20 protein-coding genes and 1 riboswitch are annotated in these 20931 nt (G+C 38.6%); of the genes, 8 read left to right on the top strand and 12 right to left on the bottom strand.

Annotated features, from left to right (window positions below; genetic code table 11):
- Positions 1-36 precede the first annotated feature (36 nt).
- The 4 genes from BK585_RS07760 to BK585_RS07745 all read right to left on the bottom strand — a co-directional run bounded on the left by BK585_RS07760 (position 37) and on the right by BK585_RS07745 (position 4163).
- Positions 37-1341 carry an ABC transporter substrate-binding protein gene (locus BK585_RS07760; RefSeq protein WP_078552898.1) on the bottom strand — a complete coding sequence of 435 codons (1305 nt, stop codon included), beginning with the start codon at positions 1339-1341 and terminating at the stop codon, positions 37-39.
- A gap of 69 nt (positions 1342-1410) precedes the next feature.
- Positions 1411-2238, bottom strand: coding sequence for a carbohydrate ABC transporter permease (locus tag BK585_RS07755; RefSeq protein WP_078552897.1), 828 nt, complete (start codon positions 2236-2238; stop codon positions 1411-1413).
- The gene (locus tag BK585_RS07750) at positions 2238-3176 is read right to left on the bottom strand and encodes a carbohydrate ABC transporter permease (protein ID WP_078552896.1); all 939 of its coding nucleotides are present in this window, start codon (positions 3174-3176) and stop codon (positions 2238-2240) included. Before BK585_RS07750 ends, BK585_RS07755 begins: the two co-directional genes overlap by 1 nt.
- Before the next feature lie 207 nt (positions 3177-3383).
- The gene (locus BK585_RS07745) at positions 3384-4163 is read right to left on the bottom strand and encodes a lipoate--protein ligase family protein (RefSeq protein WP_078556684.1); all 780 of its coding nucleotides are present in this window, start codon (positions 4161-4163) and stop codon (positions 3384-3386) included.
- 221 nt (positions 4164-4384) lie between these two features.
- Here BK585_RS07745 and BK585_RS07740 point away from each other — a divergent pair, with 221 nt between their 5' ends.
- Positions 4385-4762 carry a rhodanese-like domain-containing protein gene (locus tag BK585_RS07740; RefSeq protein ID WP_078552895.1) on the top strand — a complete coding sequence of 126 codons (378 nt, stop codon included), beginning with the start codon at positions 4385-4387 and terminating at the stop codon, positions 4760-4762.
- A gap of 350 nt (positions 4763-5112) precedes the next feature.
- Here the strand turns inward: BK585_RS07740 and gcvPB are convergent, their stop codons facing one another.
- Genes gcvPB through gcvT form a run of 3 tightly spaced genes read right to left on the bottom strand, consistent with a single transcriptional unit; the run spans position 5113 to position 9028 of the window.
- The gene (gene gcvPB, locus BK585_RS07735) at positions 5113-6564 is read right to left on the bottom strand and encodes an aminomethyl-transferring glycine dehydrogenase subunit GcvPB (protein ID WP_078552894.1); all 1452 of its coding nucleotides are present in this window, start codon (positions 6562-6564) and stop codon (positions 5113-5115) included.
- Entirely contained in the window at positions 6564-7910 is a 1347-nt protein-coding gene (gene gcvPA, locus BK585_RS07730; protein WP_078552893.1) for an aminomethyl-transferring glycine dehydrogenase subunit GcvPA, read from the bottom strand. Before gcvPA ends, gcvPB begins: the two co-directional genes overlap by 1 nt.
- A gap of 26 nt (positions 7911-7936) precedes the next feature.
- Positions 7937-9028: a glycine cleavage system aminomethyltransferase GcvT gene (gene gcvT / locus BK585_RS07725; protein WP_078552892.1), complete on the bottom strand. Its 1092-nt coding sequence runs from the start codon at positions 9026-9028 to the stop codon at positions 7937-7939.
- A gap of 158 nt (positions 9029-9186) precedes the next feature.
- A riboswitch (glycine riboswitch) is annotated at positions 9187-9277 on the bottom strand.
- Between the two features lie 116 nt (positions 9278-9393).
- Here gcvT and BK585_RS07720 point away from each other — a divergent pair.
- Together BK585_RS07720 and BK585_RS07715 are read left to right on the top strand one after the other, a co-directional pair.
- Positions 9394-11073, top strand: a complete 1680-nt coding sequence (locus BK585_RS07720) for a DEAD/DEAH box helicase (RefSeq protein ID WP_078552891.1) — start codon at positions 9394-9396, stop codon at positions 11071-11073.
- Complete coding sequence (locus BK585_RS07715; protein WP_078552890.1) at positions 11051-11836, top strand: YqhG family protein; 786 nt, start codon at positions 11051-11053, stop codon at positions 11834-11836. Before BK585_RS07720 ends, BK585_RS07715 begins: the two co-directional genes overlap by 23 nt.
- Positions 11837-12152: 316 nt before the next feature.
- On the opposite strand, the gene BK585_RS07710 is transcribed toward BK585_RS07715, so the two are convergent.
- Both BK585_RS07710 and BK585_RS07705 read right to left on the bottom strand, forming a co-directional pair.
- Positions 12153-12338, bottom strand: coding sequence for a DUF2759 domain-containing protein (locus BK585_RS07710; protein WP_078552889.1), 186 nt, complete (start codon positions 12336-12338; stop codon positions 12153-12155).
- A gap of 152 nt (positions 12339-12490) precedes the next feature.
- Entirely contained in the window at positions 12491-12952 is a 462-nt protein-coding gene (locus BK585_RS07705) for a hypothetical protein (RefSeq protein ID WP_078552888.1), read from the bottom strand.
- Between the two features lie 77 nt (positions 12953-13029).
- On the opposite strand from BK585_RS07705, the gene BK585_RS07700 reads away from it, so the two are divergent.
- From BK585_RS07700 to BK585_RS07690, 3 genes are all read left to right on the top strand, one after another.
- A complete protein-coding gene (locus BK585_RS07700) occupies positions 13030-13665 on the top strand; it encodes an MBL fold metallo-hydrolase (protein WP_078552887.1) in 636 nt (211 codons plus the stop codon).
- Between the two features lie 204 nt (positions 13666-13869).
- Positions 13870-14976, top strand: a complete 1107-nt coding sequence (locus tag BK585_RS07695; RefSeq protein WP_078552886.1) for a class I SAM-dependent methyltransferase — start codon at positions 13870-13872, stop codon at positions 14974-14976.
- A gap of 29 nt (positions 14977-15005) precedes the next feature.
- A complete protein-coding gene (locus BK585_RS07690) occupies positions 15006-15620 on the top strand; it encodes a class I SAM-dependent methyltransferase (RefSeq protein ID WP_078552885.1) in 615 nt (204 codons plus the stop codon).
- Between the two features lie 59 nt (positions 15621-15679).
- On the opposite strand, the gene BK585_RS07685 is transcribed toward BK585_RS07690, so the two are convergent.
- From BK585_RS07685 to BK585_RS07675, 3 genes are all read right to left on the bottom strand, one after another.
- On the bottom strand, positions 15680-15991 hold the full coding sequence (locus BK585_RS07685) for a hypothetical protein (protein ID WP_078552884.1): 312 nt from the start codon (positions 15989-15991) through the stop codon (positions 15680-15682).
- A gap of 48 nt (positions 15992-16039) precedes the next feature.
- The gene (locus BK585_RS07680; RefSeq protein ID WP_078552883.1) at positions 16040-16777 is read right to left on the bottom strand and encodes a YhfM domain-containing protein; all 738 of its coding nucleotides are present in this window, start codon (positions 16775-16777) and stop codon (positions 16040-16042) included.
- A gap of 142 nt (positions 16778-16919) precedes the next feature.
- Complete coding sequence (locus tag BK585_RS07675; protein ID WP_139367516.1) at positions 16920-18647, bottom strand: glutathione ABC transporter substrate-binding protein; 1728 nt, start codon at positions 18645-18647, stop codon at positions 16920-16922.
- Between the two features lie 408 nt (positions 18648-19055).
- Here BK585_RS07675 and BK585_RS07670 point away from each other — a divergent pair, with 408 nt between their 5' ends.
- Both BK585_RS07670 and BK585_RS07665 read left to right on the top strand, forming a co-directional pair.
- Entirely contained in the window at positions 19056-19970 is a 915-nt protein-coding gene (locus tag BK585_RS07670; RefSeq protein ID WP_078552882.1) for an ABC transporter permease, read from the top strand.
- An 18-nt stretch (positions 19971-19988) separates the two neighbouring features.
- Positions 19989-20912 carry an ABC transporter permease gene (locus tag BK585_RS07665; protein WP_078552881.1) on the top strand — a complete coding sequence of 308 codons (924 nt, stop codon included), beginning with the start codon at positions 19989-19991 and terminating at the stop codon, positions 20910-20912.
- The last annotated feature ends 19 nt before the right edge of the window (positions 20913-20931 follow it).

Genomic DNA, 20931 nt, shown 5'->3' with positions numbered 1-20931 from the left:
TAGACATGCTTTCTAGTCTCTTATAGCTTCGTTATTTTATTTTTTGTCATCCCATGATGCTTGCATCGATTCTAGCAATTGCTCAAATTCGATTTGACCCGCAGAGTATTCTTGGATGAATGAAGCAAAGTCTTGGTTTGCTCCATCTGGCCATTGGAACCATGTCCATGGGATTGTTTGGTCAGCGACTGAGTACTCAAGAATAGACTCACCTAATGCCCCAAGCCCAGCTGGCTCAATATTGTCAAAAGCAGGGATGAAAGCAAATTCTTCTGTCATGTATCGTTTTCCTGTATCAGAAGAAACCATCCAATCTAGTAATAATTTCGCTTCTTCTAAATGTGGAGACTCCTTGTATAATACCCAGTTATTTGGAACCCCTACTGGAATACGATTTGCATCAGCCTCATCGTTAATTGGAATTGGTAAGAACGCCATATTAATATCAGGGTTGATTTCATAAATCATATTTTCAGTCCAGTTTCCTTGCTGTAACATTGCTGTTTCACCAGAAGCAAACAATGTTACTTGAGTGTTGTAGTCCGTAGTAAGTGGGTTTGTATTCCCGTATTGTAGTTCCATATCAACGATTTGTTGAAATGCTTCAAAATGCTCGTTTCCAACAAACGATTCTGTTCCATCCATTAATCCTTGAATAAAAGCATCTGGATCATCTTGTTGAGCAAAAGGAATATTTAGTAAATGCTGCCCAATAACCCACCATTCAGCATAGCCAGCCGCAAACGCTGTAATTCCGTTTTCTTCTAACGTTTCTACCGCTGCTTGTAACTCAGATAAGTTCGTTGGAGCTTCTGTAATTCCCGCTTGTGCGAACAAATCTTTGTTATAGATAAAACCATATCCTTCAAGGTTTACAGGCATACCGTAAAGCTTACCATCCTCATCTGTCATCGGAACTTTTCCAATAGGAAGAAGGTGATCGACCCATGCCTCATCAGAAAGGTCTGCTAAATGTTCTTTCCAAAGTCCTAGTTCATTAAATCCACCATTGTTAAAAATATCAGGTCTTTCTCCAGAAGCAAACTTTGCACGAAGAGCTGCACCATAGTCAGCACCCCCACCAACCGTTTCAAGATTCACCTTAATGTTTGGATGTTCAGCTTCAAATTCATCTAGCATATCACGTAATTGGTCAGCAATTTCAACTTTAAACTGGAAGAAATTCAATGTAACTACATCTCCAGATGGTTCCGTTGTTTCTGTATCTGTAGAATCGGTGTTGTCATTTTCAGTATCACTTGATGTTTGATCCCCACCACAAGCTGCAAGAAGACCGATTGCTAGAATCATAGATACGCAAAGAGTTAGCCATTTTTTCATAAGTATTGCCCTCCTAATGTGTTATATATATTACCTTTGTTGTAAGGATAACAAAGGGTAAAACCAGTGTTATTTAATGGAACCTTGTGCTATTCCTTTAATAATGTGCTTTTGTAAAAACAAGAAGAAAATAATAATTGGTGTAATCCCAAGCACTAGTGCAGCAAGACCCATATCCCATTGCTTTGTATATTGAGCAAAGAACGAACTTGCCGCTAATGGAATTGTCCGTAAAGACGCATCTTGCAACACTAGGAGTGGTAAAAGGTAATCATTCCAAATCCATAATGTATTGAGAATAATCACTGTCACTGTAATTGGTTTTAACAATGGAAATACAATTTTCCAAAACACACCAAATTGTGAACAACCATCTATTCTTGCAGATTCTTCGATTTCTGTAGGAACCGTTTTCACAAAACCATGAAATAAAAAGATACATAGCGGAACGCCAAACCCAAAATACATAATGATAATTCCTGGTATGCTATTCATAATTCCTAAAAACCCTCCAAGCTTGACGAGCGGAATCATCACCGTTTGAAACGGAATGACCATCGCTGATACAAACAGGATAAACAGAAATGTACTTAAACGCCCAGGAGAACGAACAAGCTTCCAAGCCGCCATTGAACTAATGATGACTAAACCAGTAATACTTATCGCTGTAATGATAAAAGAATTAAACAACGCCGTTGGAAAATTAATAATCTCCCATACTTTCACGTAGTTTGAAAATAAAAATTGTTCAGGCCATGCTGCTGCATCTATTAATATCGCTGAAAAACTTTTTACTGAATTGACAAAGACGAAATAAAAGGGAACTAAAAAGAGAATGGCTAGTAATATTCCAAATATTTCTAAGACGAATGTTGTCTTTGTGTACTTAGGATTCATTAGGCCTCAACCTCCCTCTTCTTCGTAATCATCACCTGAATTGTCGTTGCAATGGCAACAATGAGGAAGAAAATAATTGATTTAGCAGACCCAATTCCATAGTTGTTATTTGTAAAAGCCTCTTGGTAAATATTAATTGCAACCGATTGCGTAGAGTTAAAAGGTCCACCACCGGTAAGCGAGATATTCAAATCAAAGATTTTAAATGCCATTGATATCGTTAAGAAAAAACAAATTGTAAACGCTGGAACAATTAATGGAACAATTATTTTTGTAAGTAAGGTAAAAGAATTCGCACCATCAATTCTAGCTGCTTCTAAGAGAGAATTGTCAACGCCCTGTAACGCTGCAATATAGATAACCATCATATACCCACTGATTTGCCACGCGAACACAATTACGATGCCCCAAAAAGCTGTCTCTGCATCCCCTAACCAAGGTTTTTGAAAGAATCCTAGATTTGTTAAATCCCCAATCGCCGCAAATCCTCTGACAAAAATAAACTGCCATATGAATCCGAGTAATAATCCGCCAATAACATTAGGAATAAAGAACACAGTCCGTAACACATTTTTGGTTTTCAATGCAGCGTTTAATAGTAAAGCTAATCCAAAACCAACAACATTACTTATGATCACCGCAGCTATCATAAATTTTGTTGTAAACATAAAGGAATTAAAGAAACGCTGGTCGTTTGTAAAAATACGTTTGTAATTTTCGAGTCCTACCCACTCAACGACTGAGCTTACACCGTTCCATGATGTAAAGGAATAATAAACTCCCATGAAAAAGGGCACGATTTGAATCGTTAAAAACAAAATAAGGGCAGGTCCTACAAATGCAGCGTAGGTTAAGACTCGATCCCATTTTATTTTCTTGGTCGGTTGTGTAGAGACGTGGACGTCTGTTTCGACTTTTGTTTCTTGGGACTGATTCACTACCGTTCACCACCTTTTTGTAATCGCTTTCTTTTATTATTATAAGGGGCTAGCGACGGTGTAGAATAGTGACTCAATTGACTAAAAGGGTGCACTATTTTGACCTCATGTATAAACGGTATAATTTTTTAAACAATTTGTTTATTTTAATATAAAACTTTTTACAATTGATTAGGGGCAGTTCTCATTTGCTAACTGCCCACAACATCACCTGCGAAAATTCCACTCTTCATTTTCATATCTATCTTTTTGTATACGTTCGACTTCATCAGTTTGTTCTTGCGTTAACCTATATTCCTCTAGGTGAATATTCAAACCTTTTTCAAAACCATCACGAAAAGCGATCTTAGCTTCTTCGTACGATAGTGGCGTTTCTCGGAGAGCATTTATGGCGACTGCTTTATTTTTAAAGTTTCGTTGCAATCGTTCTCTTACTCGGTCACTAGAATATAAAAACAAATCAAACAATTTATCCTCATCAATATCTAATATTATCGAACCATGCTGAAGGATTACACCCTTTTGTCTAGTCTGTGCACTGCCCGCCACTTTCCGTCCTTCGACAACGAGCTCATACCAGGACGGGGCATCAAAGCATACCGCAGACCGTGGATTTTTCAAAGCTTCTTGCTCTTCTTTTGTCTTAGGAATAGCAAAATAAGCGTCTAACCCTACTTTTCTAAATCCTTCTAATAGCCCTTGTGATATGACACGATATGCTTCTGTAACGGATGCTGGCATGTCAGGGTGTTCTTCAGATACAATGACACTGTACGTTAGTTCTTTATCGTGTAGTACACCTCTTCCACCTGTTGGCCTTCGAACAAAACCAAGATTATATTGTTTTACTGCTTCAAGGTTAATTTCCTTTTCTACCTTTTGAAAGTAGCCAATGGATAACGTAGCTGGGTCCCATCCATAAAATCGGATCGTAGGTGGGATTTTACCTTGGCTATGCCAGGTTAGCAGTGCTTCATCTAACGCCATATTAAAGCTTGGAGAACACTGCCCCGAATCAATAAAATGCCATGTTTCTTTCAAGTGAATTCCCTCTTTTCTTTCTATTCCTTTGCTAGTTTACCAAAAGAAACAAATGGCGTCATCTTCTTACCTCTCATGAAAGCACTTTTTTTCCTTTGCCTAACCTGTCTATGTTGTACTATAATTTAGAGTATCGTAACAACAAACAAAGGAGTGTTCGTTCTTCAATGGATATTATTTTATGGGTAATAATTGCAGCTTTTCTCGGATACTGGATTACAAAACGTTTAATCACACCAAAGTATTTAACTCCATTAACACAAGATGATTTTATTAAAGGATATCGAAAGGCCCAACTTATTGATGTCCGTGAACAACGAGAATTTGAAGGAGGACATATTTTAGGTGCTCGTAACATACCTCTGACACAACTGAAACAACGAATGAATGAAATTCGCCCAGACCAGCCTGTCTACTTATATTGCCAGTCTGGAGCACGCTGTAAACAAGCAGCTACTGTATTAAAGAAGAAACGTGGCGTAGAAGATTTATACCATTTAAAAGGCGGATTCCGCAAATGGACCGGTAAAGTGAAGAAGAAATAACAAAAGCGACAAAGTCGCTTTTGTTAGAAGCAAGGAGCGTAGCCACTGCCTTTTTTTAAAGTGTTTTACAAGTGCCTTTCTTGTAAAACACGCGCAGTGTGCGAAGCCCTTGCGCTTCAGTGAATGATCCCTATAACCAGAGGCTAAGGAGTATAACTCCCTAGCCTCTTTTTTTGAGTTTTCATGAATTAATGATTACTTTTCATGAAATATCGATTTTTTTCATGAATTATCCTCACGTTTTCATGGATTACTCTTGCATTTTCATGAATTATCCTCACAACTTCATGAATTTAACAAAAAAGAATGACCTGCGCACCATCACAGGCCATTCTTTTTTGTTAAATTTATTACTTTTGGTAACGTAACACTGGTTTCCTGGCTGCAGTTGTTTCATCTAGGCGTCCAATAACCGTATGGTGTGGTGCTTCTTGCACGATTTCTGGATTTTCTTCTGTTTCTTTGGCAATTTGAATCATTGCTTCAATAAATTCATCGAGCGTTTCTTTTGATTCTGTTTCGGTTGGCTCAATCATCATACATTCCTCTACATTTAATGGGAAGTAGATCGTTGGTGGATGATAACCAAAGTCTAGTAAACGTTTTGCGATGTCTAGCGTACGAACACCAAGCTTTTTCTGACGTCTGCCTGATAGCACAAATTCATGTTTACAGTGCTGTGTGTACGGTAAATCAAAATACGGCTCTAATCGTCTCATCATATAGTTTGCATTTAATACGGCATATTCAGAAACAAGGCGTAATCCTTCTGGTCCCATCGTTCGGATATACGTATACGCACGTACATTGATTCCGAAGTTTCCGTAATACGGCTTTACTCGGCCAATCGTTTGCGGACGGTTATAATCAAGACTATACGTATCACCGTTTTTTACAATAACAGGCTTCGGTAAAAATGGAATTAAGTCTTTCTTTACGCCGACTGGACCAGAACCTGGGCCGCCACCACCGTGTGGACCAGTGAATGTTTTGTGTAAATTTAAATGAACGGCATCAAAGCCCATGTCTCCAGGTCTAGCAATTCCTAAAATCGCATTGGAGTTGGCTCCATCATAATATAATTTTCCACCTGCTTCATGGATAATCGCTGCCATTTCTATAATATATTCTTCAAAAAGCCCTAGTGTATTCGGGTTTGTCAGCATTAATGCTGCTGTATCTGGTCCAACCACTTCTCGTAGATGATCAAGATCAACTAGGCCTTGTTCGTTTGTTCGTACTGTCACAGAATCAAATCCTGCAACTGTCGCTGATGCTGGATTCGTACCATGAGCCGAGTCTGGCACGATAACTTTTGTACGCTCGACGTCTCCATTTGCTTCGTGGAAGGCACGAATCATCATTAAAGCCGTCCATTCCCCGTGTGCTCCAGCTGCTGGTTGAAGAGTCACTTCATCCATTCCTGTAATTTCTGCTAATGAAGTTTGCAGTTCATATAATAGTTCAAGTGCGCCTTGCACTTGGTATTCATCTTGTAGAGGGTGAACGTGAGCGAATCCTTCAAAACGCGCAACATCCTCATTAATTTTTGGATTGTACTTCATCGTACATGATCCTAGTGGATAAAAACCTGAATCGACACCATGATTTCGCTTAGATAAAGCTGTATAATGGCGCATTAATTGAAGTTCTGATACTTCTGGAAGACCAGGATCTTCTGTACGGATAAATTCGCTTGGGATTAAATCTTCAAGTGATTGTTCCGGAATGTCTAGTTCTGGTAAGCTATGTCCGATACGACCTTCTTTACTAAGTTCAAAAATTAATGGTTGATTACTCATTAGTTATTCACCGCCCCAAGTTGTTTCACAAATGCATCAATTTCCTCTTTTGTTCGAATCTCCGTTACGGCAAGAAGCATATGCCCTTCAAGTTCAGGATAATCTCTACCTAGGTCATACCCAGCAATAAATCCGTTGTCAAAAAGGAAACGACTTACTTCAGCCACTGGTTTATTTAGCTTCACCACAAACTCGTTAAACGTCGGTTGGCTGAACACCACATTGATACCTGCTTCTTTACATGCTGTTTTAGCATAATTTGATTTTTGGATATTTTGAACCGCCATCTCACGCACTCCTTGTTTACCGATAGCTGTCATCGCTACAGATGCGGCTAGTGCGTTTAATGCTTGGTTCGAACAAATATTTGAAGTCGCTTTTTCACGACGAATGTGTTGTTCACGCGCTTGTAATGTTAAAACAAATCCACGTTGTCCTTGATCATCCACTGTTTGACCGACTAAACGACCTGGTATTTTTCTCATCAATTTTGTCGTTACTGCAAAATAACCACAGTGTGGTCCACCAAATTGAGTTGGAATTCCAAATGGTTGCGCATCTCCTACTACGATATCAGCACCAAATGCTCCTGGTGGCTTAAGCGCTCCTAATGCGACTGGATTACTTGATACAACCAGCATTGCCTTTTCGGAGTGAGCAATTTCTTCTATTGCCGCTAGATTTTCAATCGCTCCAAAGAAGTTTGGATATTGAACAATCACTGCAGCTGTTTCACTGTCATATTTAGTTTTCAAATCTTCAAGGTCCGTTACACCGTCTTGAACATCAATTTCAACTACAGTTACGTTTTGTCCTTTTGCATTTGTCTTTAGGACGTCCCTAGCTTCTGGATGAACCGCTTTTGAAACGAGGACTTTCTTTTTCTTTGTCTGACCAGCACTCATCATCGCTGCTTCTGCTAACGCGGTTGGACCATCATACATGGAAGAGTTTGCAAGGTCCATGCCTGTTAATTCACATATCATCGTTTGAAATTCAAATATCGCTTGTAGCTCACCTTGTGAAATTTCTGGCTGATACGGTGTATATGCCGTATAAAACTCAGAACGCGAAATCACATGGTCTACTACGGAAGGGATATAATGCTCATAAACTCCAGCCCCTAAGAAAGAAGGCATTTGTTTTATGTTTGTATTTTTATTTGCAAGTCCTTGAAGGTAGCGTACAAGTGCAGGTTCTGTTAAAGCTTCCTTAATGTTGAGTTGACCTTTGAAACGCACTTTATCTGGAATATCATTAAACAATTCTTCTATGGATTGAACACCGATTGTTTCTAGCATTTCAGTTTTATCTTGTTCTGTCATTGGTAAGTAACGAAATGTCATTTGGTTTCCTCCTAATTCCTATCCTATTATCTCTTGTAAAAAGGTGTTTTCACTACTTTTGCTTTTAAGCGCTTTTTTCGAATTTGCACTTCTACTTCTTGGTCAAGGTTGGCATATTCGCTATCTAGTAAAACAAGGCCAACATTTAGCTTTAGAGTTGGTGATTGTGTACCTGTTGTCACAACTCCTACTTGTTTATCATCTACAAAGACTTCATACCCTGTACGTGGAATTCCTTTATCAATCATTTCAATTCCTACGAGTTTACGTGGGACACCTTGTTCTTTTTGCTCGGTTAATGCTGCTTTCCCAATGAAATCAACTGATTTTTTAAGTTTTACCGCAAAGCCAATCCCTGCTTCAAGTGGAGAAATATCTTTAGATAGCTCTTGCCCATATAACGGCAATCTCGCTTCAAATCGTAGTGTATCTCTAGCCCCTAATCCAACAGGTACAACTCCACTATCTTTTCCTTCAGCTAAGATCACATCCCACAAATGAGGAGCATCTTCAGCTTGACAGTAAATTTCAAAGCCATCTTCCCCGGTATATCCTGTTCTAGACAGAAGTACCTTTTTCCCAGCAAGTTCAACATCTTCTTTAAATCTAAAAAATGATATCTCAGATACATTTGTACTCGTCATTTTCTGAATGACTTCTTCAGCCACAGGTCCTTGTAACGCTAAAAGCGCAATGTCATTTGAAATATTAGTAATTGTAACCCCATCGATGACATGGGAATGTAACCAAGCCACATCTGTTTCTATGTTTGCTGCATTTACAACAAGAAGGTAATCTTGGTCCGCCCGTTTATAGACAAGTAAGTCATCAACTGTTCCTCCGTTTTCATAACACATGACCGTATAAAGTGCCTGGCCATCTTGTAACGTCGAGACATCATTCGTCAGAACGTATTGCAAAAAATCTAATGCTTTTTCCCCTTTTACTTCTACTTCCCCCATATGAGAGACATCGAAAAGTCCAGCTTTTGTTCTAACCGCTTCATGTTCTTCTTTAATACTAGAAAATTGAACAGGAAGATCCCATCCTCCAAAATCAATCGTTTTTCCACCATATTGTTGGTAAAGGTCGTATAACGGTGTTCGGTTTCCACTCATCTCTTTCACCTGCTTTATAGTTATTTTTAGACGACAACACGAAAAAAGACAGAGAAGTACAAATTTTTCATCTGTACTCCTCTGTCCTGTTACCAGAAAGTTTCTTCCGCTAGGGAATGTCTTCGTGGGTGGTTCCTCTTGAACGCTCTCCAGAGTTGCGTCGAGTAAGAGTTCTTTTGCCTGAGAGATTCGCTTTCGCTTGCTCCTTCGGCGCTGTCGAACATTAACAGTCTCTCCCCTTACTTTCATTCGCGATTATGCAATTATCTTATAAAAAATATCTTTTTGACTATACTAAATATAATAATATCCTACCAATTACAAAGTAAGAAGGCAACACTATTTTTTTAGAAAGGATGATAGCCATGAATATAGAAATTGATTTTTCTACAGCGTGGCATGACGAATTTCTTTCCAGGCTGAATGAGGATGGGCCTTGGGGACATTGGGATTTGTTCCAACTAGCCTATGAGGCTGAGCAGCATTTATCAATTCCTGAATTTGATGGATTGCAGGCTCCAAAGCATCTACCTCAATTAGAGCCATACCCCCACCAAATTGAAGTGGCTAAAACAGTCATTGAAAATATGAATGGTAAAGCTATTCTAGCGGATGAGGTGGGACTTGGAAAGACGATTGAAGCTGGACTAATCTTAAAGGAGTATATGATTAGAGGATTAGCTAAAAAAGTATTGATATTAGTTCCAGCTTCGTTAGTCTCTCAATGGGCCTATGAATTAAATCAAAAGTTCCATATTCCTGCAATGGCTCAGAAAAAAGCATATGTATGGGAACAATATGATGTGGTTGTTGCCTCTATTGATACAGCTAAACGTCAGCCGCATTTTGATATCGTCATGAACCAAGACTATGATTTAATCATCATTGATGAAGCACATAAACTTAAAAATCCTAAAACTAAAAATTATGAGTTTGTGAAAAACCTTAAAAAGAAGTTCTGCCTTTTATTAACCGCAACACCTGTCCAAAATAAACTAGAGGAAATCTTTAATCTCGTCTCTCTATTAAAACCAGGTCATCTTGGAGATTTATCAAGCTTTGAAAAATCGTTTCGCTCTAATAAGCGGTCACCAAAAAACGAAGAGCAACTTCGTGAGTTGGTTAACAAGGTCATGGTCCGAAATCGACGGGAAGAAACAGGAATTACATGGACAAAACGAATCGTTGAAACCGTTCCGATTACATTTAGCAAAGAAGAACGAGAGCTTTATACTGCGATTAGCGAGTTGAAGCACAATAAATCGATGGTCACAAACCATTTTTCTTTGCTTACGTTACAGCGAGAGATTTGTTCAAGTCGAGAAGCTACGTTTATGACTTTAAAAAACATGATAGAAAAAGCACAACAAGAAGGACAAACGGTTCCTGTGGCGGAGAAGTTTATTGAAATGATTGGAAACATAACGACCAATTCAAAAGCGGAAAAAGCCCTTGAAATCATTAAAGGAATCGATGGTAAGGTTATCATTTTTACCGAATATCGTGCTACTCAATTATATTTGCAATGGTTCCTTAAACAAAACGGAATTACTTCTGTACCGTTTAGAGGTGGATTCAAACGAGGGAAAAAAGATTGGATGAGGCAACTCTTTCAAAATAATGCTCAGGTGTTAATTGCGACCGAAGCAGGTGGAGAAGGAATTAACCTGCAATTCTGTAGTCATATCATTAACTACGACTTGCCTTGGAATCCAATGCGTATTGAACAACGAATTGGTCGTATCCATCGCCTTGGTCAAAAAAATGATGTTCGCATTTATAATTTTGCTGTGGAAGACACCGTGGAACAGCATATTTTAAAGCTTCTCTATGAAAAAATTAATTTATTTGAAAGCGTCATTGGCGAGCTTGATGATATTTTATCAAAGCTTGAAATTCCGTCACTTGAAGACCATGTAAATGACATTTTACTCAACTCGGATTCTGATGGAGAAATTAAAATCAAAATGGATCATTTAAGCGCGATTATCAATGATTTGGCTGAAGAGGAGGACGATGACCATGCAACAGCATCAAATTCATAATTACTTAGAACGCTACTTTGTTGCAAACAACAGTCCAATTCTTGAGAAAACAGCAGGTCATATGGAAGTGCAGCTCTCCATCGAACTAGATAAAGCATTGATGAACCGCCCTTTCTACTGGCATTACTTAGAAAAGACAGGCGGAGAGCCAAACCCTATGAAAATGACACTCATCACAGACCAAGACAAAGCTCCTGAAGATATAAAAGGTGAACTTATTCACTTTGGTGCTCCACGACTATATCAAATCTTCCAGTCAACGACGGAGCTTGGAGGGTTCATTCGTTTATATGAGAAAGTTGTTTCAAGAGAACGACAAATGACACCTCTTCACCCTTGGCTATGCTTGAACACGAAGATATCGTTTCAGTGTGACCGAAAAAAAGACGTCATTATCTCTCTTGGCTTAAACCTAATAAACGGTCAAATCATTCCACAATTTTTTGACTCGCTCGTAAAGTCTGATTTGACACCAAAAATACCTGATTTTTGTTTTACACTGTCCCCACTCATCACACCTAAAAGTGGTTTGTTGAGACTAGAAAAGGTGATTCGAACGTTTATAGAAGAACAAGATCACACATGGGCAGTAGAAGCACATCAAAGATGGGAAGCAGATTTAAAATTGTTAAACCGATTTTATGAGGATGTAGAAGAAGTACCCGAAAGCTATGAAAATGAAAAAGAAGCATTAGGAAGTCAATACGCCCCAAAAGTGGTCGTCAAAGTAATAAATGGAGGCATGTTCTATTTAAAACCATAAAAACCGACAAAGTCGGTTTTTAGTAGCAAGGAGTGAAGCCACTGCTTTTTTAAAGTGTTTTACAAGTGCTTTTCTTGTAAAAGACGCGCAGTGTGCGAAGCCCTTGCTCTTCCTGAGTTTCTTACAAAGCATCTATGAAAAATGCGATGCGCGGAGCCACTGCCCTCTTTTGAAAAGTGCTTTACTAAGTGAACTTCTTAGTAAAGTACGCAAAGTGAGCGAAGCCATCGCCTTCCCTGAACTAGCTTACAACCATCTATGTGCAACCGTTACTTTATCCAAATAAAAAAAATCCTGCAATTATGCAGGATTTTTTTTAATGGCCAGCCCCGCCTGTACCAGTCGTTAGAATTGAAAAAATTGTCATTACAGAAAACCAACCGAATACTGCTAAAGAAAGTCCAGCAAATCCAACGGCAAAGAAATTTTTATTTTTCAACTCACGAACTAACCCAAATGCACTGAAAATGGCAACTAATAGTAAGTTTATCGCTAAGAACATGTTCCTCTTCCCCTCCTTATGTATGCACTGTTACATTTAAGTATAATCGAAATCGAGGAGCGTTACATTTGACTATTTTGTGAACAAACTTCCTCTATGTTTAGAATGAACTAATCTCTTACATTTTACTCCTAAGAAGCTCTTTTGTCGAGTCAAAAGTGGACAACAATTTTATATGCATCTGCATAGCCTTGAATAAGTGGTTGTAGCTCTTTGTTTATATAGTATTCCTTGACATCTTCCTTATTCGAAAAGGCTAGTAAATCCTCTTGAATTTGCAGTAACGCCATTTCTATCTGGATCGGTTCTCCCTCTACAATGTGAAACGATGTCACTATATCTTTATACAAATAGTATTCCCTTGCCTTAAAGCCATAGTCATAAAAAATAGGTTCTACTTCAGCATTTTCAACTTTAACTAACGTATGCTTTGCTACCAAAAGATCCATTTCATTAAAATAATCAGCTAATTCCTCTTGTTCCTCTTTTGTACTAACCACAAACATCTCTCCGTCTTCATCAGTCGGAATCGTAATTTGATAAAGCGCTTCATAAAAGCTTGAAAAATCCATATCTAAAGGCAACGGATTAATTTCAACGGCATAGTATTCCAACAGACACACACTTCCTTTGAAGAACGTTTAAATTAAGTGTAAAATAAGAACCAATTGAAAGCAATGGAGGTAATCAAATGAATTACAAACAAATTCCCCTAGGACCACTGCAAACGAATTGTTATGTTTTAATAGATGATGCAAAGAAAATGGTTATATTCGATCCAGGCGGAAATGGGGAACAACTAAATGAATGGATAGCTGAACAAGGTTTTGAACCAATTGCGATATTATTAACTCACGCTCATTTTGACCATATCGGAGCTGTTGATGTTGTTAGACAAAGATGGAACATACCGGTTTATTTACATAAAAATGAAGAAGATTGGTTAGCAAATCCAGAGAAAAATGGGTCAGCCTTTTTTATGGGAGATGCAGCAATTACCGCCAGCAAAGCAGACCACCTTTTAGAAAAAGATGGTACGCTAAATGTAGGTTCGTTTTCCTTTACCGTGCTTCATACCCCAGGCCATTCTCCTGGAAGTGTTTCGTATTACTTCGAGAAAGAAAATGTGGTTTTTTCGGGGGATGCGTTGTTCTCGGGTAGCATCGGTCGAACTGATTTGCGGGAAGGAAACCATGAACAGCTATTGCAAAGCATACATACAAAGTTGCTTGAATTACCTGAAGAGACTGTCGTGGCATCTGGACATGGTCCGTTAACGACGATTGGTCAAGAAATGGATTCCAATCCTTTTTTAAGCGGTTTTTAAATCTATCCACCGCCCTTCAATACATGTAACGGCTTACAAAAAAGAACCTCCTACTATGTAGGAGGTCAAGGGGAGTAAAGCTTTGATTAAATGAACTATGGGAGGGGGACTCCCAATCATTCGTAACTCATTATCTTGATTTTAAAATATAGTTAACACTATGTCAACAGTGTTAACTTCTTTTCTACTATAAGGAGCCTAATTGTGAAAGAATTAATACTATCGAAAATTAAAGAATCGCCTCAACACCGTCTTTCTGTAGCTGATTATATGAACCATGCCTTGTATGATTCTGAACATGGCTATTATATGAAAGCTCGCCCCAAAGTTGGAAAAGCCGGTGACTTTTATACGAGTTCCTCGGTCAGTAGTGTATTTGCAGAGCTTATCGCAGATGTTGTTCTTTCTACGATGAAAAAAGAACAGCTTCCTTTTCATTTCTGTGAAATAGGAGGTGGAACCGGACGCTTTGCATCAGACTTTCTGAACTACATAAAAAAAACTGATGGACAAGCATACCAGCACTTTCAGTATGAACTCGTGGAAACAAGTCCGTACCATCAAACGTGTCAGCAAGAACTCCTTTCTTCGGAGAACGGTGTGACATTCCATTCTTCTATAGAAGCAGTGATTGAAAAGTACCCTTCTTTTGAAGGAATTGTTTTTTCGAATGAATTGTTTGACGCTTTTCCTGTGCATGTTGTTGAAAAAAATAAACATACGGTACATGAAATTTTTATAAGCGAACAAGATGGTGATCTCGTACAAATCAAAGATGTTTGTAACAACTCCTCATTACTTCATTGGCTTACGAAATATGGACCACCTCTTGTAAATGGACAGCGAATCGAAGTCCCTCTGTTTATGAATTCGTGGTTTCGCAAGCTTGGAGATTGGTTTACACGTGGGGTGATTCTAACTATTGATTATGGATATACAAAAGCGGAATGGCAAGAACCAGAAAGGCGAGACGGAAGCTTACGTGGTTATTATCAGCATCAGATGATTACGAATCCATGTCAATACCCTGGAGAAATGGATTTAACCAGTCATATCCATATTGATGCACTTATCGAGATTGGAAAAGAGCACGGGTTTGAGCCTGTGTATGTAGACCGGCAAGATAAATTTCTTCTTCATGCCGGTATTTTAAACTGGTTGCAGGACCATTATGACCCGAATCCATTTTCTGAACAAAGTAAGAGGAACCGAGCCATTCGCTCATTAATTATGGATGGTGGCATCAGTCAAAGTTTTTATGTGATTGGACAAGCTAAAAATGCTCATTCTCTCACGTTTAAGGGCGGATAAGTAGAAAAAAGAAAAAAGCGGTGATGTGTATGTTAGAAGATACAGGAGAACGAATTATCCCGAAGACGATGAAACCGACCAACGGAATGTTGCTTGAGCATCTAGCGAGATATTATTTTGCAACACCATATGTGAGAGGCAGAGTATTAGATATTGCTTGTGGTACGGGATATGGCAGTCAGATGGTAGCAAAAATTCAAAAAGAACATATTACCGAAATCATTGCTGCTGATATTAATGAAGAAACCCTACTCTATGCAAAACAAAATCATTATCACCCATTGGTTTCGTTTCATCACGCAGATGTCCTTGACTCTGATTTAGCAACTAAAATAGGAACTTTTGATACGATCCTATCATTTGAAACGATTGAGCATATAAACAATGACGTTCTTTTTATTGATAATATGTTCCAGCTCTTAAACAAGAATGGAACACTCATCATTTCTACTCCCTTTGGATTAGGTCGTGGAAAGCCATGTAAATCGCCTTTTCATGTACACCAGTTAACAGAAAGAGAATTTAAAGACCTATTCTCTCCGTTTGCAAACGTCACTTATTATTACCAAAGAGGCGTTACATTCGAATCAGAAAAACGTGACCTAAGGTATCCTTTTGGAATTGCCATATGTACAAAAGGTTAATGAAAGAATTTACCATACTCGGGTAGGTCATATCCCATCCGAGTAACATCTTACTACTCTTAAAAATTTGGTCTACCATCAACGAAGATAGTCTTAAGATCGGTACCACCAATCGTAAAAAGCTCACCATCTCTATGAAATTGTTGGCCACTGCCTTCTCTATAAACTTCCTCCCACCCTTTTTCCTGTATGTAACTATGAAATACATCAAACTCTGTTTCATCAGCATCAAGTTTTACATAATAAACATTAAAAATAGGAACTTCTACTATTTTCGTATTTGTAAACCATAATTTCCCGATTGGAAATAAAAGAATACATCCGAAAAGAAGAACGATAATAAGAAAATATAAAACCAGTGTTTTTTTCATACCTATACCCCTCCTCAATCCCAGTATCGCCTTTTCTGTCTTTTAAACTTAATTCTGACTAGTCACTATATCAAAAATTTGAATTGCATACTCTTCAGAAAGTATGAAAATCGTATGAGTTTCATTGGTATTCATTATTACTCCAGAGGTATCATCTAGCCATAGGAAATATGAGTCCACACCTAGGTCAATTAGAAAATCTGGGTCAGTCATATCAAAAATTCCTGGCTGTTTTACAGCAGTTTTTATCGAATCTTTAACCAATTTAATATCCAGTGGATTTTGTAGTACGATAAGTGAATCATCCATTATCTTTGTGAAGCTTTCCATTCCATAAATATTTATCTCTTCTTTAGTTTCAGGATCTTGAAGTTCTTCCGCTGTTTTGCCATCTAAAGAATAAGGTGCACCAAACAATTCCTCTTCAGCTATAGGAAATGACCAACCTCCAATGACGCTCTCCCCGTCTAAAAACACCGTCACCATTGTTTTTCCCGTGCCAAACATATCATCTAGCGGATGGTTTTTAACTTCAAACGAAATGGTATCGATTTTTTTGTTAAGGAAGTGTTCACGCTCAACAGCTTGAACGCCCCATATCTGTTCATCAAGGACTGACCCATTAAACTGGTATTGACTTATTTGCCCAATTGATAAAATCTCATAACCCAAATCAATTAAATGATTTTTCGCAATTTCCCCATTATCGCTCAGCAATTCTTGTTCACTACAAGCAATCAACAAAAACAAAAAAGAAATCATAATCAAAGTAATAACTCTCTCCATAGGTGTTCCCCCTTTTTGTATAAAACGCCACCCCCTCCCAAAAAGTTTCATAGTAAAATCAGCAAAGACGATTTTACTAATTGAATCACAAACAAAAAGCCTTCGAACTTATAAGTAAGTTCAAAGGCTCTCCACGGCTCATTTATTCAGTTATCTTTACATCTTTTAATTGATAAATACCTAAGGCATCTACCCAGAAGCCTTCCACTTCATTACGAACACCCGTCAAATAATTTTGATGATGTACATAAATCATTGGTGCCAAATCTACTAATAATTCTTGAGCTTCACGATAGATCTCTAAGCGCTTATCTGGGTCCGTTTCACGACGTCCTGCATCTAATAGTTCATCAAGCTTATCATCTGCTATGAACGAACGGTTTCCAGGTGAGCCTTCCATTGAAGAGTGTAACAATGCATACATTCCGTAATCAGCATCGGCTGTTACTGTAGACCAGCCAAGAATAAACATGTCATGTTCACCATTTGCTGTTCGTTCTAGGTATGCTCCCCATTCTAACTCTTCAATTAAAACATCGATATTAAATTCTGCTAATACACTTTGGACATATAACGCTGTTTCTACACGTTGTTCATTATCATTTGTCCAAATGGTTGTAGAAAATCCATCTCCATATCCTGCCTCTTCTAGAAGCTCACGGGCTTGTTCAGGGTCATACAATAATCCAGAAACATCCGGGTCATATCCAAATACATCAGGAGCCAGTGGACCAACTGCCGGTATTCCGTTTCCTTGATAAATCCCGTTAATAATATCTTCTTGATTTATCGCTAATGATATCGCTTGACGAACGCGAGGGTCATTAAACGGTTCTTTATTTACATTAAATGAAATATAAGATAAACTTACAGATTCTTGAATATCCATATACGTATCCGGATGGTCATTTACATATTCTTTATCGCTAGGCTGAATCGGTTCTGCAATATGAGAATATCCTGTTTCCAGTTCTGCTACGCGAGCGCTTGGCTCAGGAACGACTTTGAAAGTAACCTTCTCAGAGGCCGCAGGTTCTCCCCAATACCCATCATAACGAGAAAGTACTGTTTTTTCACCGCCTGTTCTTTCTTCAAGCTGGAAATAGCCTGTACCTGCAGGGTTTTGTGCAGCGAACTGCCCCACATATTCACCAATATCAGATACTACTTTCTCAAATTCTTCTCCCCCTGCTGCTCGTAACTCATAATACTCATCAACACTCATATCCACACCAGCTGCTTCAAGTGCTTGAGCATAATCAGTATCAATGACTTCTTTACTTAGCATGCCACCGCCATCATGAGCTAAATGGGCAAGTAACGGAGCAAATGGATATTCAGTCGTGATATGAACTTCATAGTCACTTACTACTTCAACATCTGTAATCATATTAAATAAGAAAGCACGCTCTGATGCTCTTGCCGGGTCAAGGACACGGTCAAGGTTTGCTTTTACCACATCAGCATTAAATGCTGAACCATCATGGAAGGTGACTCCTTCACGCAAGGTGAATTTCCAAGTTGTCTCATCCACAGGCTCCCATGCCGTTGCAAGTCCTTCAACTATCTCCATGTTTTCATTTTGGTTTACTAGTGTTTCAAAAATATTTGAACGAACATTCGTAGATGGGACGTCGTTATTTCCATGCGGGTCAAGTGATACTAAGTCAGCAGATACAGCGATGATAATTCCTTGGTCTCCTCCACTTCCCCCTGCTACAGCGTCATCTTCAGCATCTTCATTCGTCTCGTTTTCTGTTGGAGCCTCTGTGTCATCAGTGACTGCACTATCATCCGAACACGCGACAAGTACTAGAGCTATTCCTAGCATAAAAACAAACAACCAATGAAACTTTTTTGATTTCAACATAAATCCCCCCTGTTTTTGTAATCATAGTAATTACAAATTTTTTGTTAAGTTTGTCTTTTCTGAAAAATTATATTACTAGAAAAAATGGATTATACCACCAAAATATATTCAAGTTACAAAAAGTCCAGAAATCTTCTTTTCCCTTAAATCTAGAGTCCAATAGCTTAGGTATATTAATCCATCTCTATTCAACCCTGAAAAGTATGTTTTCCTTTACTCCAACAAGGTTAACAACCATTTTTTTACTATTTATTGAAAGGCGCATATTTCGTTTTAACCCCTATAAAATAGATAATAACTATCATATTTAAAGAAAAGTACGAATATATAAAACTATCAATCATTTCAATCAACTATACGGTTTTGATATTCCAATAAAACTTTAACCGTATATAAAGGGGGTCTACTATGTCAAAAACAGCTATCCAACCTGTTATTCCCAAAAAGACAGAGAATCCAAAAGTAAAAAGTTTGAAAGACTTTATCCATCGTTTCAAGAAAAATAAAGCAGCTCTAGTAAGTTTTTATGTTCTTGTACTTCTTGTTCTACTAGCGATAATAGTCCCCGTCTTACATTCGTTTGGATTGACGATTACTCCTCATAACCCAAACACCATTAATTTAGTGGACCGATTTCAAGGCCCATCCTCAGAGTATTGGTTTGGTACGGATCATATGGGAAGAGATATCTTCTCGAGGTTGGCTCACGGGATGATTTTGACGCTAGGAATTGGGTTTTGTTCTGTAATCATGGGAGCGGTCGTTGGGGTACCGCTTGGAATCATCTCTGGATATTATGGTGGAAAAATTGATACCGTTATCATGCGTTTTGTCGATGTTCTGTTAGCTTTTCCAGGTATCCTCTTAGCGTTAGCCATTGTAACGATTCTCGGAGGAAGTTTGGTAAATGTTACGATTGCTGTTGCGGTTTATGCAGTCCCTTGGTTTGCCAGAATTGTACGTGGGTCAACGCTTGCCACAAAAAAACTAGAGTATATTGATGCGATACGTGCACTTGGCGCTTCAGATTTTAGGATTATTTTTCTTCATATTTTACCTAACGTTCTTTCTCCTATTATTGTCAATGCAACATTGTATATCGCGACTGCTATCTTAACAGCCGCCGGTTTATCTTTTGTAGGATTAGGAGCACAACCTCCTACACCAGAATGGGGAGCGATGTTAAACGATGGTCGTAACTTCCTAAGAGATGCTGGTCATATCGCCTTTTTCCCTGGACTAGCCATTTTAATTGTTGTGTTGGCATTTAATATTTTTGGAGATGGGCTACGTGATGCATTAGATCCTAAAATGAAAAATTAGAAGTGAGGTGCTTATTACGTGATTACGTATATCATTCGTCGTCTTTTGCAATTAATTCCCGTCTTGTTCGGGGTTACCCTTTTCGTCTTTCTATTAATGCACCTTACTCCAGGTAATCCAGCACAAATCATGGCAGGGGAAACGGCCCCACCTGAAGTGGTCGAACGAATTGAACAAAGGTTAGGGTTAAATGATCCATTGCCTGTTCAGTACGGTAATTTTGTGAAAAGGATTGTCCAGCTAGATTTTGGTGTTTCAATGCGTCACAATACTCCCGTTATCGAAGAGATAAAGCCTCGCTTTTGGATAACACTCGAGCTTGCTGTTTATAGTACACTGCTTAGTATATTTATCGGCCTAATTGCAGGAGTCGTCTCAGCTGTTCGAAAATATACGTGGACAGACGTTACGATAATGATTGTCGCTTTATTTGGTCTATCAATGCCTAACTTTTGGCTGGGATTAATGCTGATGCAATGGTTTTCAATTAACCTTGGTTGGTTTCCACCGACTGGATGGGGCTCTCCAGCCCAAGGGGTGCTTCCCGTCATTACGCTCGGAACCGCCGGCGCTGCTATTATCGCTCGCATGACTCGTTCAAGTATGCTTGAAGTTCTTTCGCAAGACTATATTCGGACTGCCCGTGCCAAGGGTGTCCGTGAACGAGTGATTATTTATCGCCATGCTTTGAAAAATGCACTTATCCCCGTTGTCACTGTAACAGGCATTCAGTTTGGTAGTCTGTTAAGCGGTACCGTGTTAACAGAAGCGGTTTTTGCCATTAACGGAATGGGAAGGTATGTCATTGAATCTATCATGGTCCGCGACTTTCCAGCGGTTCAAGCAAGCATCATCATCATTTCAATGGTGTTTGTCTTCGTTAATTTATGTGTTGATATCACGTATAGGTTTTTAAATAAACGGATTGACTTAAGCGAGTAACGATGGAGGTGAGGTGTTG

Source organism: Bacillus alkalicellulosilyticus, assembly GCF_002019795.1.
GTDB classification, from domain to species: Bacteria; Bacillota; Bacilli; order Bacillales; family Bacillaceae_F; genus Bacillus_AO; species Bacillus_AO alkalicellulosilyticum.
This window is presented reverse-complemented; position numbering and strand designations above follow the sequence as displayed.

Coding starts and splice junctions, on each gene's coding strand:
- BK585_RS07760 (WP_078552898.1), bottom strand. CDS start 1,341: ATGAAAAAATGGCTAACTCTTTGCGTATCTATGATTCTAGCAATCGGT.
- BK585_RS07755 (WP_078552897.1), bottom strand. CDS start 2,238: ATGAATCCTAAGTACACAAAGACAACATTCGTCTTAGAAATATTTGGA.
- BK585_RS07745 (WP_078556684.1), bottom strand. CDS start 4,163: ATGGCGTTAGATGAAGCACTGCTAACCTGGCATAGCCAAGGTAAAATC.
- BK585_RS07740 (WP_078552895.1), top strand. CDS start 4,385: ATGGATATTATTTTATGGGTAATAATTGCAGCTTTTCTCGGATACTGG.
- gcvPB (WP_078552894.1), bottom strand. CDS start 6,564: ATGAGTAATCAACCATTAATTTTTGAACTTAGTAAAGAAGGTCGTATC.
- gcvPA (WP_078552893.1), bottom strand. CDS start 7,910: ATGACATTTCGTTACTTACCAATGACAGAACAAGATAAAACTGAAATG.
- gcvT (WP_078552892.1), bottom strand. CDS start 9,028: ATGAGTGGAAACCGAACACCGTTATACGACCTTTACCAACAATATGGT.
- BK585_RS07720 (WP_078552891.1), top strand. CDS start 9,394: ATGAATATAGAAATTGATTTTTCTACAGCGTGGCATGACGAATTTCTT.
- BK585_RS07715 (WP_078552890.1), top strand. CDS start 11,051: ATGCAACAGCATCAAATTCATAATTACTTAGAACGCTACTTTGTTGCA.
- BK585_RS07710 (WP_078552889.1), bottom strand. CDS start 12,338: ATGTTCTTAGCGATAAACTTACTATTAGTTGCCATTTTCAGTGCATTT.
- BK585_RS07700 (WP_078552887.1), top strand. CDS start 13,030: ATGAATTACAAACAAATTCCCCTAGGACCACTGCAAACGAATTGTTAT.
- BK585_RS07690 (WP_078552885.1), top strand. CDS start 15,006: ATGTTAGAAGATACAGGAGAACGAATTATCCCGAAGACGATGAAACCG.
- BK585_RS07685 (WP_078552884.1), bottom strand. CDS start 15,991: ATGAAAAAAACACTGGTTTTATATTTTCTTATTATCGTTCTTCTTTTC.
- BK585_RS07680 (WP_078552883.1), bottom strand. CDS start 16,777: ATGGAGAGAGTTATTACTTTGATTATGATTTCTTTTTTGTTTTTGTTG.
- BK585_RS07675 (WP_139367516.1), bottom strand. CDS start 18,647: ATGTTGAAATCAAAAAAGTTTCATTGGTTGTTTGTTTTTATGCTAGGA.
- BK585_RS07670 (WP_078552882.1), top strand. CDS start 19,056: ATGTCAAAAACAGCTATCCAACCTGTTATTCCCAAAAAGACAGAGAAT.